Source organism: Microbacterium gorillae, from assembly GCF_000826185.2.
GTDB classification, from domain to species: domain Bacteria; phylum Actinomycetota; class Actinomycetes; order Actinomycetales; family Microbacteriaceae; genus Microbacterium; species Microbacterium gorillae.
Genome location: NZ_LN648870.1, coordinates 159,346 through 173,760, shown reverse-complemented (window position 1 = coordinate 173,760; position 14,415 = coordinate 159,346). Strand labels below are relative to the sequence as shown.

Below are 14,415 nucleotides of genomic sequence, written 5' to 3'. Positions count from 1 at the left end.
CACCCTACCCGCGCCGCCTGTGAGCGCTGCCCGGCGGATACGGGACCACGACCGTTCGGCGCTCACCGGATCGAGGCGCCGATGCCGACGACGACGGACGCTGTGGTCATGTTCCACATCGCCTCCACCCCGCACACCACCCGCCGCTCGACCCGGATGATCACCGGGGCCGACGTCGACGAGCACGTCCGTCTCGGTCTTCCGGGGCCGATCGAGGACGCGTACGACCGCGTCGACCGCGAGCGCGCGGCATCGCTCCTCTGGTCCGGCTTCGGCCGACTCCGCTGAGCGAGGCCGCCGCCTCAGGCCCGGCACAGTTCGTCGCCGCGCGCGGTGCGGGAGTAGTAGACCTCCCGCCCGCGGCGGACCGACTGCAGCAGGTCCGCCGCAGCGAGCACCTTCAGGTGATCGCTCACCGTGGCCGCCGCCGTCATCAGCTGGACGGCCAGCTGTGTGGTGGTCATCGGCACATCCAGGTGCAGCAGGATCGTCGCCCGCATTCCCCCGAGCAGGGCGTTCAGCGGCGACGCGTGCGCATCGACCGGCCGGTCCCACAGCGCCCCGGCACCGCGCGGCGAGTACGTCAACGTCGGCGTGAACGGAGCACGGTTGAGCACGAACGTGCCGGGCCACGCGAACACGCAGGGCAGCAGGATGAGACCGGGCCCGCGACCGCCGGCCCCGACACTCGTGCAGTCCCCCTGCAGCTCCAGTCCGTCCGGGACGCGCATCACCTGCGGATGCAGGGTCTGCAGCACCTCCTCCAGCCCACCGCGGGCGATCAGCCCCGAGCGGTGCGCGATATCGGCCAGTTGCAGCGCGTGAATCCGCTCCCAGGACGGCTCGACGGCGAGGTGCCAGAACCAGCGAGCGGCCGCGGCAACCTCGTCACGACCCGCGTCGAGGTCCGCCTCGAACCGCTCGATCACGAGCTGACTCTGCGGTCGCTCCACCCGATTCCGGGCCCGTTCGAGATCGGCGAACCAGACCGTGTCGTCCTGGGCCAGGACACGTTCCACGGACTCCTCGAAGGTCTCATCCCGCGACGGCGTCGGCGTGAGGACGCCCGCGATCATCCGGTCATGGACCACGAAGGTGCGCAGGACATCCCAGTGACCCGGACCGGCGCGGTCCTCCGCCATGTCCGCGAGGGTGCGTTTCGCCCACGCCCGATGCAGCGCGGGCTGATGCAGGATGGTCCGCACCGCGGCGAGCGTCTCCCACCACGGCGAGACGAGCAGCCGGATGTGAGCGAGATCCTGCGCACTCAGGGTGATGAGCATGTCTCACGGTATGCCCGCTCGCTGTGCGCGCGCGTCGATTCGGCTGTGACCGGATCGGGCCTGCGGCACCGTTCGGCCAGTGCCGAATCGGTGCGCTTCTCGAGGGGCCGGACGAGGCTGAGTCCATGTTCAAACGAGTCCGCACCCCGCGGCGCCCCGAGCACTCGGTACCCCAGCGCCCGGCCGCGATCGACGAGTTCCTCGACCGCGGCGCCATCGATCGTCCCGCCGACCCCTACGCGGCCAGCTCCGACGAACGAACCGCACTGGTCTCGTGGTTCCTCGGCCCGCGCTGAGTCAGGTCGGGACGACCTCGTCCACGGGCGTCGCGAACCGCGCCCCCAGATCCGTCCGCTCGTAGTACACCTCGCGGCCGCGGCGGAATGGACGCACGATGCGCGTGCCGGCGAGCACCTTCAGGTGTGCGCTCACGGTCGCGGGCGCCATCTGCAGCTGCACCGCGAGTTGCGTGGTGGTCATCGGCACGTCCGCGGCCAGCAGGATGGCGGCGCGGGTGGTGCCGATGAGCTGACCGAGCGAGGCCGACTCCGGGTCGCACTCCCGCTCCTCCCACATCGTGCCCGCTCCGCGCGGTGTGTACGTGAGTGTGCGGATGAACGGCTTGCGATCCAGGACCAGCGCACCCGGCCACGCGAACAGGGACGGTACCAGGGTCAACCCTTCGCCGGCGACGCCGTTGCAGAGCGTGCAGGTCTTACCTGCGATGTCCAGTCCGCCGGGGACGCGCGTCACGAGCGGATGGAGTGTGCGCAGCATCTCCTCCACGCCGCCGCGCGACAGCAGGCGGGCACGATGCTCGATGTCAGCGACGAGCAGCGCGTTCAGCCGTTCCCAGTGCGGCTCGACCGCGAGCTCCCAGAACCACGTGGTCGCCGCCACCAGCCGCGCGACGCCGTCGGCCGGGTCCGCCTCGAACGTCGCCAGAATCTCGACCGTGTCCGGCCGTGCCGGCGCCTCGCGCAGCCGCACGAGGTCCGCCTGCCAGAGGTCGAGGGGCTGCGCGATGACACGCCGTCGTGTCTCGTCGAAGGACTCATCGTGGGTGGACGACGGTGTCAGCGCGTCCGCGATGAACTGGTCTCGTCCGATGAACGCCCGCAGCAGCGGCCAGTGCACGCCGAACGCGGGGTCGCGCCGCATCATGCCGACCACCTCGGTGCGCCAGCGACGATGCAGCGCCGGGTCCACGACGACCGCGCGCACGGCCGTGACCGTCTCCCACCACGGCGAGACCACGAAGCGGATCCGCGCCAGGTCGTCGTACTCCAGAGGGAGGAACATGCTTCGAGCCTAGGTTGGGTGTCCGACAACGCCAGGATTCGATCTCAGCCGAATCCTGGCGAACGCTCGGCGGTGAGGGGCGGAATCGGCGCCGATTCGGGACCATCCGAATCGGTGCGCGCCGTCCGGACCGAGCGGACGCTGGGGACATGTTCCAGAAAGCACGCAAGCCTCGTCAGTTCCACCACCAGACGGTCGCCCCCTCGCCGGACCCGCGACGCGAGGACGCCCACGCTCGAATCCGAGCCGAGGCCGACCGGCTGGTGTTCCGCTACGGGTTCGGCCCGCACTTTCCGTAAGGGGGTCGGCTTCAGATTCACGCCATGAATGAACGCGTCAGGCGGCGGATGTCGTCGCGTACCGACCGGAGGCGACCGCCCGGGCACGGGCCTTCGCGGCTTCCTCCTCGCGGTTCTTCGGCGGCGCCGCTGTGACCAGATCGTCGAGAAGGTGCTGGGTCGCGTGGGCGATTGTGGCGACGGCGCGGTCGAACGCGTCCTGATTCACCTTCGACGGTTTCGTGGTGCCCGCGACCTTGCGGACGTACTGCAGCGCCGCCGCGTGCACCTCGTCGGAGGTGGCGGCGGGTTCGAAGTTGTGGAGCGTGTGGATGTTCCGGCACATGCCGCCGACGATACGCCGGGCGCACGCAGGTCGGAACCCCGCGGCGTACCTCAGAGTTCGGGGGTCCAAGCCGGTGCCGCCGTGGCGGCCGCGCGCTCGGAGCCGTCGCGAGCCGCAGCGGCCAGAGCGTCCAGGAGCGCGACGTCTCCGGAGACCTCCAGCCCGTCACCGCGGGTCATCGACCCGCCGTCCGCACCGAACACCGCCCAGGCGAGCGCAGTGGAGTCACCCCGCACCGTGGCGACCGTGCCGGCGAGCGCTCCGCGCACCGCCCGCACGCCGCCGCCGTCCCATTCGAGCGTGTAGGTATAGGTCTCCCGACGCTCGGTCCGCTCGTCGCGCAGTTCGGCGGCGATGCGTACGGGGACGGCCGGTCCGGGGCCGGCCATGGTCTTCAGCGCCAGCACCGCGCCGTCGGGAGTGAGCCCGGTGTCCTCGATCTCCCGCGTCGTCGAGCCGTGCGCCCAGCGCGAGAGCCCCTCGACCAGTGGCTCCAACGCGTGCCCCCAGTCGGTGAGCTCATAGACGCTCCCCCGCGCGGGTGGGGCGAGGCGAGCGGAGCGCACCAGGCCGCGACGCTCCATCTCCCGCAGCCGCGAGGTCAGCACGGCGGGCGTGATGCCGTGCACGAGGACCAGCAGTTCACCGAAGCGCTTGGGCCCGAGGAACATCTCGCGCAGCAGCGGATAGGTCCAGACCTCGCCGATCAGCTCCACCCCGTGCGCACCGACGCAGGCGTCGCCGTGTTCGGCGTACGAGCGGCGGATCGGCATGCCCCAATCCTAAGTGAGAAAACTCTTGACCGCATAGTTCCGGATATGTTTAATAAAGTCCATGACCGTTCAGACACGAATCAATGGTGTCGCCACGTCCGCGGACGGCACCCCCATCGCCTACACGATCCAGGGATCGGGCCCGGCTCTCCTGTTGATGAACTGCGTGAGTTGCGACCGCGTGAGCACGCCGCAACCGACCCTCGCCGACGAGCTCGCCGCGAACTTCACCGTGATCTCGTACGACCGCCGCGGCAACGGCGCCTCGCCCAGCACTCTCCCGTACGCCCTCGAGCGGGAGTTCGAGGACATCACCGCCCTCACCGCGCTCGTCGATGGACCGGTGGATGCGTACGGATTCTCGTCCGGAGCGGTGCTGGCTCTCCTCGCCGCAGGTGCCGGCGCGCCGATCCGACGTCTCGCGCTGCTCGAGCCGCCGTTGATCACCGAGGACTGGCCCGACGAGCGGGAGCGCATTGCGACGCTGATGCCGACCGATCCCGCGGCCGCGCGCCAGATCTACCTGACCGAGATCGTCGGCGTGCCGCCCGAGGTCCTCGCCACGATTCCGGCGACGGACCGCGATCTCGCCAACGCCCCGACGATGCTGCACGAACTGGAGTTCCTGCCCGGCGCGGACGCGTCGGCGTTCGCCGGCCTTGCGAACCCCACCCTGCTGATCCGCAGCGACCACACCGTGCCCGAGATGGCGATGTGGGCCGAGCAGCTCGTGGCGGTGATGCCGAACGCCCGGGCCGTCGCGGTGCCCGGGCAATGGCACGGCGTGGACGACGCGACGCTCGCCGACGTGCTCGTCGGCTTCCTGGCAACGGAGGAATGATCATGAGACTGCCGATCCGGTCCGTCAGCGCGGACGCACGCCCCGAGACCACAACGCGCGAGGCGTGGCAACGGGAACTGGATACCCTGCTCGTCCGGGAGAAGAAGCACACGCGCGAGGGCGACGCCATCGCGGCCGCACGCCGACGCCTGCCGATGGTCGAGGTGCCCGCCGACGCCACGATCGAGGGCCCGGACGGCGTGGTGCCGTTCGTGACCGCCTTCGAGGGGCGGCGCATGCTCGTCGGCTACTTCCACATGTGGCACGACGGTCAGGGCTTCGAGGGACAGTGCATCGGCTGCACGTTCACATCCAGCCAGATCCAGGTGCCCGAATACCTCAACGCCGCCGATGTCACTCTCGCGGTGTTCAGCGAGGGCACCTACGCGGAGTCGCGTCCATACGCGGACTGGCTCGGATATCGGCTGCCCTGGTACTCGGCGCGCGGGTCGTCGGTGCCGGCCGGCCGGGACTTCGGCTTCTTCGCGTTCTTCCTCCGCGACGACGACGACCGGGTCTACGAGACCTACTGGACGACCGATCGCGGCACCGAGGTGGCGGACATGAGCTACATACTGCTGGACCGCACGGTCTACGGCCGGCAGGAGGCGTGGGAGGACTCCCCCGACGGATGGCCGCGGTTCTCCGGCGGCGACTACACCTGGCGCATCGCCGGACGTCCGACGGTGCAGTGGCGGTTGCTCGAGGGGTGAGGCCCACCCACCGGGGTGCCCCCGTCGTCCGATTCATGGTTGGATGGGCGCCGCGACCGGAGACCCCGGTCGCGACGTATGAGGAGCATGCATGGGATACGTGGCCGAGCCGTTCAAGATCAAAGCCGTCGAGCCGATCCGGATCACCACCCCTGAGGAGCGGCGAGCGGCGATCATCGCGGCGGACTACAACAATTTCGGCCTCTCCTCCGATGACGTCTACATCGATCTGCTGACCGACTCCGGCACCGGCGCGCTGAGCGATCGGCAGTGGGCCGGGCTCATGATCGGCGACGAGGCGTACGCCGGTGGACGCAGCCATCGACACCTGATGCAGGTGACGGACGAGATCTTCGGTTACGACTGGGTGCAGCCGGTGCACCAGGGGCGAGCCGCGGAGAAGGTCCTGTTCCCGTTCATCACGACGCCCGGGCAGTACGTCATCTCCAACACTTTCTTCGACACCACTCGCGGGCACGTCGGTCTCGCGGGTGGCATTCCGGTCGACCTCGTCTGCCCGGAGGGCGGCGATGTGGAGGTCGACGCCCCGTTCAAGGGAAACATCGACGTTCCGCGGCTGGAGGCGTTCCTCGCGGAGCACGGCGGAGAGTCCGTCGCCGCCATCGTGATGACGATCACGAACAACTCCGTCGGCGGGCAGCCGGTGTCCGTCGCGAACATGCGCGAGGCGTCCCGCGTCGCACGCGAGCACGGCGTGCTGCTCGTGATCGACGCCGCCCGCTTCGCCGAGAACGCCTACTTCGTCAAACGCCGCGAACCGGAGTTCCGGGACGCTTCGATCCGTGAGATCACGCGGACCACGTTCGCGCTCGCCGACGCCTTCACGATGAGCGCGAAGAAGGACGCCATCGTGTCCATGGGCGGTCTGATCGCCGTCCGGGACCGCGCCGCGCACCCGGACCTCGTGGCCGGGTTGCAGGCCAACGTCGTCGCGGGTGAGGGATTTCTGACCTATGGCGGTCTCGCCGGACGGGACCTGGAGACCCTTGCGATCGGCCTCAAGGAGGGCCTGGACGAGAACTTCCTGCGCTATCGGCTCGGCCAGAGCGAGTACCTCGCCGACCGACTGCTGGAGGACGGGATCCCGCATCAGCGTCCGGTCGGCGGGCACGGGGTCTTCGTCGACGCGGGGGCGCTGCTGCCACACATCCCCTGGTACCGCTTCCCCGGGCACGCGCTCGCCGTCGAGCTGTACCTGGAGGCAGGGATCCGTTCCTGCGACATCGGCTCGTACCTCCTGGATCCGGACCCCGTGACGGGTGAGCCCCAGCAGGCGGTCGCCGAGTTCACCCGCCTCGCGATCCCCCGCCGCGTGTACACGCAGTCCCACCTGGACGTCGTCGCCGATGCGCTGCGCGCCATTCGGGACCGTGCGGATACGGTGCCCGGCTACCAGATCGTCGAGCAGCCGGCCGTGCTGCGTCACTTCACCGCGAAGCTGCGGCCCATCGTCTGACCCCCGCCACGAAGGCCGCGACACGCCCGGGTTGCGCGCGACGTCCCCGCCCGGGTACGGTTGCCAGTCCGTGCCGAGATCGGCCCGGACGTCACCCGGAGGAACACTCATGAACTCGAAGCTCGAACTTCGCAGCGGTGTGCAGCGTGAGCCGCAGTACCGCGATGAGTCGTACCCTCCGGCGCCACCCGTGCATCAGTGATCTCCTGATCGCACGCCCCGGCACCGCTGAAGGTTCCGGGGCGTTTTCCTTTTCCAAGCGCCGTCCACAGGGGGCGTACCGGATGGGCCGGGGTCGCCGGGTTCGAATCCCGCACGTCCCGCCAGGGCGCCGAAGGCGTCCGCACAGACGCCTCCGGGCGTTCGACGAAGGAAAGGAATCATGGAGACCATCTCCGCACGGCTGCTCAACTGGGCCAGTGTCCTGGACGAGAAGACCCTCGACCAGGCGCAGACCACGGCCACGCTGCCGTTCATCTTCCCGCACCTGGCACTCATGCCGGACGCGCACCTCGGCAAGGGAGCGACGGTCGGTTCGGTCATCCCGACGCTCGGCGCGATCATCCCCGCGGCGGTCGGTGTCGACATCGGCTGCGGCATGATCGCCGTCCGCACGCAGTTCACGCGCGCCGAGCTCGAGGGCGCCGACCTGCGCGGCCTCCGGCAGCAGATCGAGCGCGCCGTGCCGCTGTCCGCCGGTGCCCGCAACCGCAAGGTCGTCAAGACCGCCCAGCCCCGGGTCGCCGAGCTGGAGACGCTCGCGTCCGACACGGGCGTGAACCCCGACACCTTCGCGCCGCAGTGGCGGCTGCAGCTCGGCTCGCTCGGCTCGGGCAACCACTTCATCGAGGTATCCGTCGACGAGCTGGATCGGGTGTGGATGTTCCTGCATTCAGGATCACGAGGCGTCGGCAACCGGATCGCGACGCACCACATCGCCGTCGCGCAGCGCCTGGCGAAGCAGTGGTGGATCGAGCTGCCCGACCCCGACCTGGCCTACCTCGTCGAGGGCACCGACGAGTTCGGCGCGTACATCCGGGACCTGCGGTGGGCGCAGCACTTCGCCCTGCTCAACCGCGAGGAGATGATGGACCGCGTCGCGCGGCAGCTGTCCGAGACGATGGGCCGTGTCGTGGTCGAGGCCGAGCGGATCAACTGCCACCACAACTTCACCGAGCACGAGCGGCACTTCGGCAAGCAGGTGTGGGTGTCGCGGAAGGGTGCGATCCAGGCTGACGTCGGGCGTCCGGGGCTCATTCCGGGGTCGATGGGCACCGCGTCCTACGTCGTCGAGGGCCTCGGCAACCCGCTGTCACTGAACTCGTCGCCGCACGGTGCGGGTCGGGAGTACTCCCGGACGGCGGCGCGCCGGACGTTCACGCACGAGCAGCTCCGAGCGGCGATGGTCGGCATCGAGTATCGCGACACCGACGCGTTCATCGACGAGATCCCGCAGGCGTACAAGTCCATCGATCAGGTGATGGCCGACGCGTCCGACCTGGTGCGGGTGCGGCACACGCTGCGTCAGCTCGTGAACGTGAAGGGCGACTGACCCACCCTTGTCCCGCTTTCTGTCGATTTCCGTGAGGCGGAGATCGGCGGGAAGTGGGACAGCAGGGTCAGAGGTCAGGAGTTGAGGGAGCCGGACAGGCGCGTGTGGAAGGCGGCGCTGTGCGGGTTCAGCCCGATGAGGTCCACCGTCGCGCCGTGTTTGGCGTAGCGGGTCGTGACGGCGTCCAGGGCGGCGACGCTGGACGCATCCCAGACGTGTGAGCCGCTGAGGTCGATCTCCACGCGGACCGGATCGTCGACGTAGGAGAACTGGTCGACCAAGTCATTGCTGGAGGCGAAGAACAGCGGACCGAGGACGCGGTAGCGGACCACGGTGCCGTCCGGGTCCAGCTGCCGCTCGACGTGGACGACGTGCGCGATGCGGCGGGCGAACAGCACCAGGGCCAGCAGCACGCCGACGCCGACGCCGGTGGCGAGGTTGCTCGTGATCACGGTGACCGCGACGGTGACCAGCATGACCAGGGTCTCCGGTACCGGCATCCGGCGGAGCGTCGCGGGCCGGACGCTGTGCCAGTCCACCGTGCGCAGCGCGACGATCATCATGACCGCCGCGAGCGCCGCCATCGGGATCATCGCCATCACGGGCGAGAGCACGCCGATCAGCAGCAGCAGGAACAGGCCGGCGACGACGGTCGACACCCGGGTGCGAGCGCGTCCGATCTCCACGTTGACCACGGTCTGACCGATCATCGCGCACCCGGCGACGCCGCCCCACGCTCCGGCGAGGATGTTCGCGATGCCGAGGCCCCAGGACTCGCGTCCCTTCGCCGAACGGCTGTCCGTCATATCGTCGACGAGCTTCGCGGTCAGCAGCGACTCGAGCAGACCGACGAGGGCCGCCGCGACGGCCGTCGGGGCGATGATGCGCAGCGTCTCCAGGTCGAACGGCACGGTCCAGGGCGTCAACCCCGGCAGCACGCCGCTGACGGATCCCTCGTCCCCCACGGTGGGGACGTTCATGCCGAACACCACGGCCGCGGCGGTCACGAGCACGATCGCGACCAGCGGCGCTGGGACGGCCGTGGTGAGCCGGGGCAGGAAGATGACGATGAGCAGCGTGACGGCGAACAGCGGGTAGACCTGCCACGGCACATCGATCACGTGCTGCAGCTGCGCCACGAAGATCAGCACGCCGAGCGCGTTCACGAAACCGATCATCACGGAACGCGGGATGTAGCGGATGAGCTTCGCCAGGCCGCCGAGTCCGAACGCGATCTGGATCACACCGGTCAGCAGCACGGCGGGCAGGACGTACGCCGTGCCGTGCGCCTGCACCATCGGCGCCAGCACGAGCGCGACGGACCCGGCGGCCGCCGTCACCATCGCGGGACGCCCGCCGAGGAAGGACATCACGATCGCGAGAACGACCGAAGACAGCAGCGCGACGTCCGGTCCGACCCCGGAGATCAGGGAGAACGAGATGACCTCGGGAATCAGCGCGAGCGTCGTCACGATGCCGGCGAGGGACTCGGTCAGCAGCAGCCGCGGACGGCGCAGCACCGCCCGCACCGGCACCTGCCCGTTCGGCAGTCGATACGCGCTCGACGCCGGTGCATCGGGAATCTGCGGCACGGCCACCCTCGCTCTCATGCGAGACACCCAAGCGCGTCCGAGACCTCCCGCGGTGCGGGGTTTCTCGGACGCGCTTGGGTGTTTCGCGGGATGTTTACTTGCGGTAGTTCGGGGCCTCGACCACGATCTGCACGTCGTGGGGGTGGCTCTCCTTCAGACCGGCGGCGGTGATGCGGACGAACTTGCCGCGCTGCTGGAGCTCTTCGATCGTCCGCGCACCGACGTAGAACATCGACTGCCGCAGGCCCCCGACGAGCTGGTACGCGACGGCCTCGACCGGACCGCGGTACGCGACCTGACCCTCGATGCCCTCCGGGATGAGCTTGTCGTCGGTGGGCACGTCGGCCTGGAAATAGCGGTCCTTGGAGTAGGACGTCTTCTTGCCGCGCGTCTGCAGCGCGCCGAGCGAGCCCATGCCGCGGTACTGCTTGAACTGCTTGCCACCGACGAAGACGATCTCGCCCGGCGACTCATCGGTCCCGGCGAACAGCGACCCGATCATCACCGTGGAGGCCCCGGCGACGAGCGCCTTGGCGATGTCTCCGGAGTACTGCAGACCACCGTCGGCGATCACCGGGACACCGGCGGGACCGGCGGCCTTGTTGGCCTCATAGATCGCCGTGACCTGCGGGACGCCGACACCGGCGACCACGCGCGTGGTGCAGATGGAGCCCGGGCCCACGCCGACCTTGACCGCGTCGACGCCCGCGTCCACGAGCGCCTGAGCGCCGTCCCGCGTGGCGACGTTGCCGCCGATGACGTCGATGTGCGCGAAGGACTCGTCGGCCTTCAGGCGCTTGACGATGTCCACGACGCCGGCGGAGTCGCCGTTGGCGGTGTCGACCACGAGCACATCCACGCCCGCGTCACGCAGCGCCTCGGCGCGCTCCCAAGCGTCGCCGAAGAAACCGAGGGCGGCACCGACGCGCAGGCGTCCCATGTCGTCCTTGGTCGCGAGCGGGTACTTCTCGCTCTTGTCGAAGTCCTTGATGGTGATCAGGCCCGCGAGCTTGCCCTTGTCATCGATGAGCGGCAGCTTCTCGACGCGGTGCTTGGCGAACAGCGCCATGACCTCGTCGGCGTGGATCCCGACCGGGCCGGTGATCAGGCCCTCGGAGGTCATCACATCTTTGACCTTGGTGGTCGAGGCGGCGCGGTCGTTGACGAAGCGCATGTCGCGGTTCGTGACGATGCCGACCAGGCGTCCGTCGGTGTCGACGACCGGCAGGCCGGAGATCCGGTACGTGGCGCAGAGTTCGTCGACCTCGGCGATCGTGGCGTCCGGCGTCGTGGTGATCGGGTCCGAGATCATGCCGGACTCGGACCTCTTGACGCGGTCCACCTGTGATGCCTGATCGGCGATGGACATGTTGCGGTGCAGGATGCCGATCCCGCCCTGGCGCGCGACCGCGATCGCCATCCGCGCCTCGGTCACCGTATCCATCGCCGCCGACAGCAGCGGCGTCGCCACGGTGATCCGCTTGGTGAGCCGGGACGAAGTGTCCGCATCACTCGGGATGACGTCGGTGTGCGCCGGCAGCAGGAGCACATCGTCGTAGGTCAGTCCGACGAATCCGAACGGATCGTTCTGGTCCATGTATTGAGGGCTCCTCTCGCGCCTGCTGGCGCGCTGTGCGTGAAGATCGCGCGGGACGACGACGGCCGGCGTGGGATGACTCCCGACGACACCAATTGTAAGGTCCGCGGCCGCCCGAACATTCCCAACCATGACCGATCCACCGACAGCCGTCGTCGTGCTCGTCGATTCTGGCGCGTTTCCGCGCCGGGATCGGCAGCGAGGGTCCCGTGCGGGCACCGATTCCACCGCTAAGTGCGAAAACAAGTAGGCGGTCAGCGCGTCTCACAGTAGGTTTGCAGGATCACGCCGACCCACGCGGACGGCGTGCGCCGGTTCCCGACCCGACCCGACAAGGGAGGATGCGTGGCTTCCACCACATCCGATCTCACCCGTCCACGACGATGGACGCTCGCTCTGCTCGTCATCCTGATCGCCTTCGCCTCCGTCCTCCTGGCCCCCGCGACCGCGCATGCCGCGCCCGGGGATGACCAGGAGAAGACCGACTTCTACTTCGCCGGAACGATCACGTTCGACGACAAGCCCGTCCCCGACGTCGTCGTCGAAGTGGACGGCAACGGCTTCAAGGCGCACACCAAAACCGATGCCGAGGGCAAGTGGCGCCTGTACGTCCCCGAGAAGGCGAAGTACACCATCACGGTGGACGAGTCGACGCTGCCGAAGGGCGTGATCGTCGGCAGCGAGGACGGCTCGAGCGGGTCCGCCTCGCAGGAGGTGGAGTTCGGCCTGACCGGCTCCAAGATCGTCAACCTCTTCCTCGGTGAGGGGGTGAGACAGACCACGTCCAAGTTCGACGAATTCCTCGGCGGCCTGGTCAACGGCATCAACTTCGGTCTGCTGCTGGCGCTGGCCGCGATGGGCGCGGCGCTCGTGTACGGTACGACCGGCCTGTCGAACTTCTCGCACGGCGAGATGGTGTCCTGGGGCGCCGTCGTGGCGCTGATCGTCAGTTCGTTCTGGCATCTGCCGCTCTGGCTCGGCGTCACGGCCGCGATCGTCGGCGGTGTCGCGCTCGGCCTCGCGATGGACGCCGGCCTGTGGCGTCCGCTGCGCCGCCGAGGGCTCGGCACCGTGCAGCTGATGATCGTCAGCATCGGCCTCTCCCTCGCGCTGCGCTACGCACTGCAGTTCCTCATCGGCGGCGGGACCGCACAGCTGCCGGGGGCCAGCCCGGACCCGATGGTCTTCGGTCCGATCCGACTGAGCTACATCGACCTCATCAGCATGGGGGTCTCGATCATCGCGATCCTCGGCGTGATCTTCTTCCTGCGCGGCACCCGCGTCGGCAAGGCCACCCGCGCCATCTCGGACAACCCGCAACTGGCTGCCGCATCCGGCATCAACGTGGACCGCGTCATCCGTTTGGTCTGGATGCTCGCCGGTGGCCTCGCCGCCCTCTCCGGCGTGCTGTGGGCCTACTTCCGCCCCGGCGTGAAGTGGGACATGGGTACCGGCATGCTGCTGCTGATCTTCTCCGCCATCACTCTCGGCGGGCTCGGTTCCGCAACCGGCGCGCTGATCGGTGCGCTCATCATCGGCATCGTGGTGGAGACCTGCACGGTCTTCGGCGTACCCAGCGACCTCAAGTACGCGGGAGCCCTCGTCGTGCTCATCATCATGCTGCTGGTGAGACCGCAGGGACTGCTCGGACGAAAGGAAAGGCTCGGCTGATGGACTTCGGAAGCATCCTGAGCAACACCGCCTCCTATCTGCTGAGCCCGGTCACCATCGCGTACGCGCTGGCGGCCACCGGTCTCGCGGTGCACTTCGGCTACGCCGGCCTGCTCAACTTCGGTATGGCCGCATTCATGGCTCTCGGCGGCTACGGATACGCGATCGGCGTGCTCACCCTCGGCCTGCCGTGGTACCTCGCGATGCTGCTGGGCATCATCGCGGCCGCGGTGTTCGCGCTGATCCTCGGCATCCCGACCCTGCGCCTGCGCGCGGACTATCTCGCCATCGCGACCATCGCGGCCGCCGAGATCGTGCGCCTGCTGTTCACGACGCAGGCGTTCGATGACGTGACCAACTCCGCCGACGGCCTGGCCGGCTACCACGCCGGCTTCCGCGCCGCGAACCCGTTCCCGGAGGGGACGTACGGCTTCGGCCCATGGAAGTACACGGCCAATGACCTCTGGGTCATCGTGTTCGGTGTGATCCTCCTGGCGATCGCCGTGCTCGTCGTCTGGGCGCTGATGCGCAGCCCGTGGGGCCGGGTGCTCAAGGGCATCCGAGAGGACGAGGACGCCGTTCGCTCGCTCGGCAAGAACGTGTTCTCGTTCAAGATGCAGGCGCTCGTCATCGGTGGCGTGATCGGCGCCTTGGGCGGCATCGTCTACGTGCTCCCCTCGGCCGTGGTTCCGGGCAACTACACGACCTCGACCACGTTCTTCCTGTGGACGATCCTCCTGCTCGGCGGCGCCGCCACGGTGCTCGGCCCGACGCTCGGGGCGGTGCTGTTCTGGGTCGTCTTCGCCTTCCTGACCAACCTGCTGCCGGAAATGGCCAAGCACGGCTTGCTGCCAGTGACCACCACTCAGGCCTCGACGCTCTGCTTCGTGCTCGTCGGTGCCGCGCTGATGCTGATCGTGATCTTCCGACCGCAGGGCATCCTCGGAAACAAGAGGGAGATGACCTTTGTCAAGTGACGTGAACCCCCAG

General features: G+C 68.9%; 15 protein-coding genes and 1 tRNA gene. 10 read left to right on the top strand and 6 right to left on the bottom strand.

Features of this window, described 5'->3' with window-relative positions; all coding sequences use genetic code 11:
* Window positions 1-288 (top strand): hypothetical protein (locus tag BN1193_RS00980; protein WP_230206366.1); only part of this gene is annotated, 288 nt, incomplete at its 5' end.
* 14 nt (window positions 289-302) lie between these two features.
* Here BN1193_RS00980 and BN1193_RS00975 read toward each other — a convergent pair.
* Window positions 303-1,283, bottom strand: a complete 981-nt coding sequence (locus BN1193_RS00975) for an ArsR/SmtB family transcription factor (protein WP_052460306.1) — start codon at window positions 1,281-1,283, stop codon at window positions 303-305.
* A gap of 125 nt (window positions 1,284-1,408) precedes the next feature.
* Here BN1193_RS00975 and BN1193_RS17985 point away from each other — a divergent pair, with 125 nt between their 5' ends.
* On the top strand, window positions 1,409-1,579 hold the full coding sequence (locus BN1193_RS17985; protein ID WP_154670776.1) for a hypothetical protein: 171 nt from the start codon (window positions 1,409-1,411) through the stop codon (window positions 1,577-1,579).
* Between the two features lies 1 nt (window position 1,580).
* On the opposite strand, the gene BN1193_RS00970 is transcribed toward BN1193_RS17985, so the two are convergent.
* The gene (locus tag BN1193_RS00970; protein WP_052460305.1) at window positions 1,581-2,585 is read right to left on the bottom strand and encodes an ArsR/SmtB family transcription factor; all 1,005 of its coding nucleotides are present in this window, start codon (window positions 2,583-2,585) and stop codon (window positions 1,581-1,583) included.
* Window positions 2,586-2,734: 149 nt separating this feature from the next.
* Here BN1193_RS00970 and BN1193_RS17980 point away from each other — a divergent pair, with 149 nt between their 5' ends.
* Entirely contained in the window at window positions 2,735-2,884 is a 150-nt protein-coding gene (locus tag BN1193_RS17980) for a hypothetical protein (protein WP_154670775.1), read from the top strand.
* A 37-nt stretch (window positions 2,885-2,921) separates the two neighbouring features.
* Here BN1193_RS17980 and BN1193_RS00965 read toward each other — a convergent pair whose 3' ends face one another.
* The gene (locus tag BN1193_RS00965; RefSeq protein ID WP_040163106.1) at window positions 2,922-3,209 is read right to left on the bottom strand and encodes a DUF2277 domain-containing protein; all 288 of its coding nucleotides are present in this window, start codon (window positions 3,207-3,209) and stop codon (window positions 2,922-2,924) included.
* 50 nt (window positions 3,210-3,259) lie between these two features.
* Entirely contained in the window at window positions 3,260-3,982 is a 723-nt protein-coding gene (locus BN1193_RS00960) for a winged helix-turn-helix transcriptional regulator (RefSeq protein ID WP_052460304.1), read from the bottom strand.
* Window positions 3,983-4,043: 61 nt separating this feature from the next.
* Here BN1193_RS00960 and BN1193_RS00955 point away from each other — a divergent pair, with 61 nt between their 5' ends.
* The 5 genes from BN1193_RS00955 (at window position 4,044) to BN1193_RS00940 (ending at window position 8,565) form a co-directional block, all read left to right on the top strand.
* Window positions 4,044-4,823 (top strand): alpha/beta fold hydrolase, encoded by a 780-nt coding sequence (locus BN1193_RS00955; protein ID WP_052460303.1) that lies wholly within the window; start codon window positions 4,044-4,046, stop codon window positions 4,821-4,823.
* Between the two features lie 2 nt (window positions 4,824-4,825).
* The gene (locus BN1193_RS00950; RefSeq protein ID WP_040163231.1) at window positions 4,826-5,536 is read left to right on the top strand and encodes a DUF899 family protein; all 711 of its coding nucleotides are present in this window, start codon (window positions 4,826-4,828) and stop codon (window positions 5,534-5,536) included.
* 91 nt (window positions 5,537-5,627) lie between these two features.
* Window positions 5,628-7,013: a tryptophanase gene (locus tag BN1193_RS00945; RefSeq protein WP_040163103.1), complete on the top strand. Its 1,386-nt coding sequence runs from the start codon at window positions 5,628-5,630 to the stop codon at window positions 7,011-7,013.
* Window positions 7,014-7,252: 239 nt separating this feature from the next.
* Window positions 7,253-7,339: transfer RNA gene (locus BN1193_RS17975), tRNA-Pro, on the top strand.
* Window positions 7,340-7,395: 56 nt separating this feature from the next.
* The gene (locus tag BN1193_RS00940; protein WP_040163101.1) at window positions 7,396-8,565 is read left to right on the top strand and encodes an RtcB family protein; all 1,170 of its coding nucleotides are present in this window, start codon (window positions 7,396-7,398) and stop codon (window positions 8,563-8,565) included.
* Window positions 8,566-8,639: 74 nt separating this feature from the next.
* Here BN1193_RS00940 and BN1193_RS00935 read toward each other — a convergent pair whose 3' ends face one another.
* Entirely contained in the window at window positions 8,640-10,175 is a 1,536-nt protein-coding gene (locus BN1193_RS00935; RefSeq protein WP_094770193.1) for a SulP family inorganic anion transporter, read from the bottom strand.
* 76 nt (window positions 10,176-10,251) lie between these two features.
* Window positions 10,252-11,754: an IMP dehydrogenase gene (guaB, locus tag BN1193_RS00930; protein WP_040163098.1), complete on the bottom strand. Its 1,503-nt coding sequence runs from the start codon at window positions 11,752-11,754 to the stop codon at window positions 10,252-10,254.
* A 345-nt stretch (window positions 11,755-12,099) separates the two neighbouring features.
* Between guaB and BN1193_RS00925 the strand changes: the two genes are divergently transcribed.
* Together BN1193_RS00925 and BN1193_RS00920 are read left to right on the top strand one after the other, a co-directional pair.
* A complete protein-coding gene (locus tag BN1193_RS00925) occupies window positions 12,100-13,425 on the top strand; it encodes a branched-chain amino acid ABC transporter permease (RefSeq protein ID WP_052460302.1) in 1,326 nt (441 codons plus the stop codon).
* Window positions 13,425-14,402, top strand: coding sequence for a branched-chain amino acid ABC transporter permease (locus BN1193_RS00920; RefSeq protein ID WP_040163095.1), 978 nt, complete (start codon window positions 13,425-13,427; stop codon window positions 14,400-14,402). Before BN1193_RS00925 ends, BN1193_RS00920 begins: the two co-directional genes overlap by 1 nt.
* The last annotated feature ends 13 nt before the right edge of the window (window positions 14,403-14,415 follow it).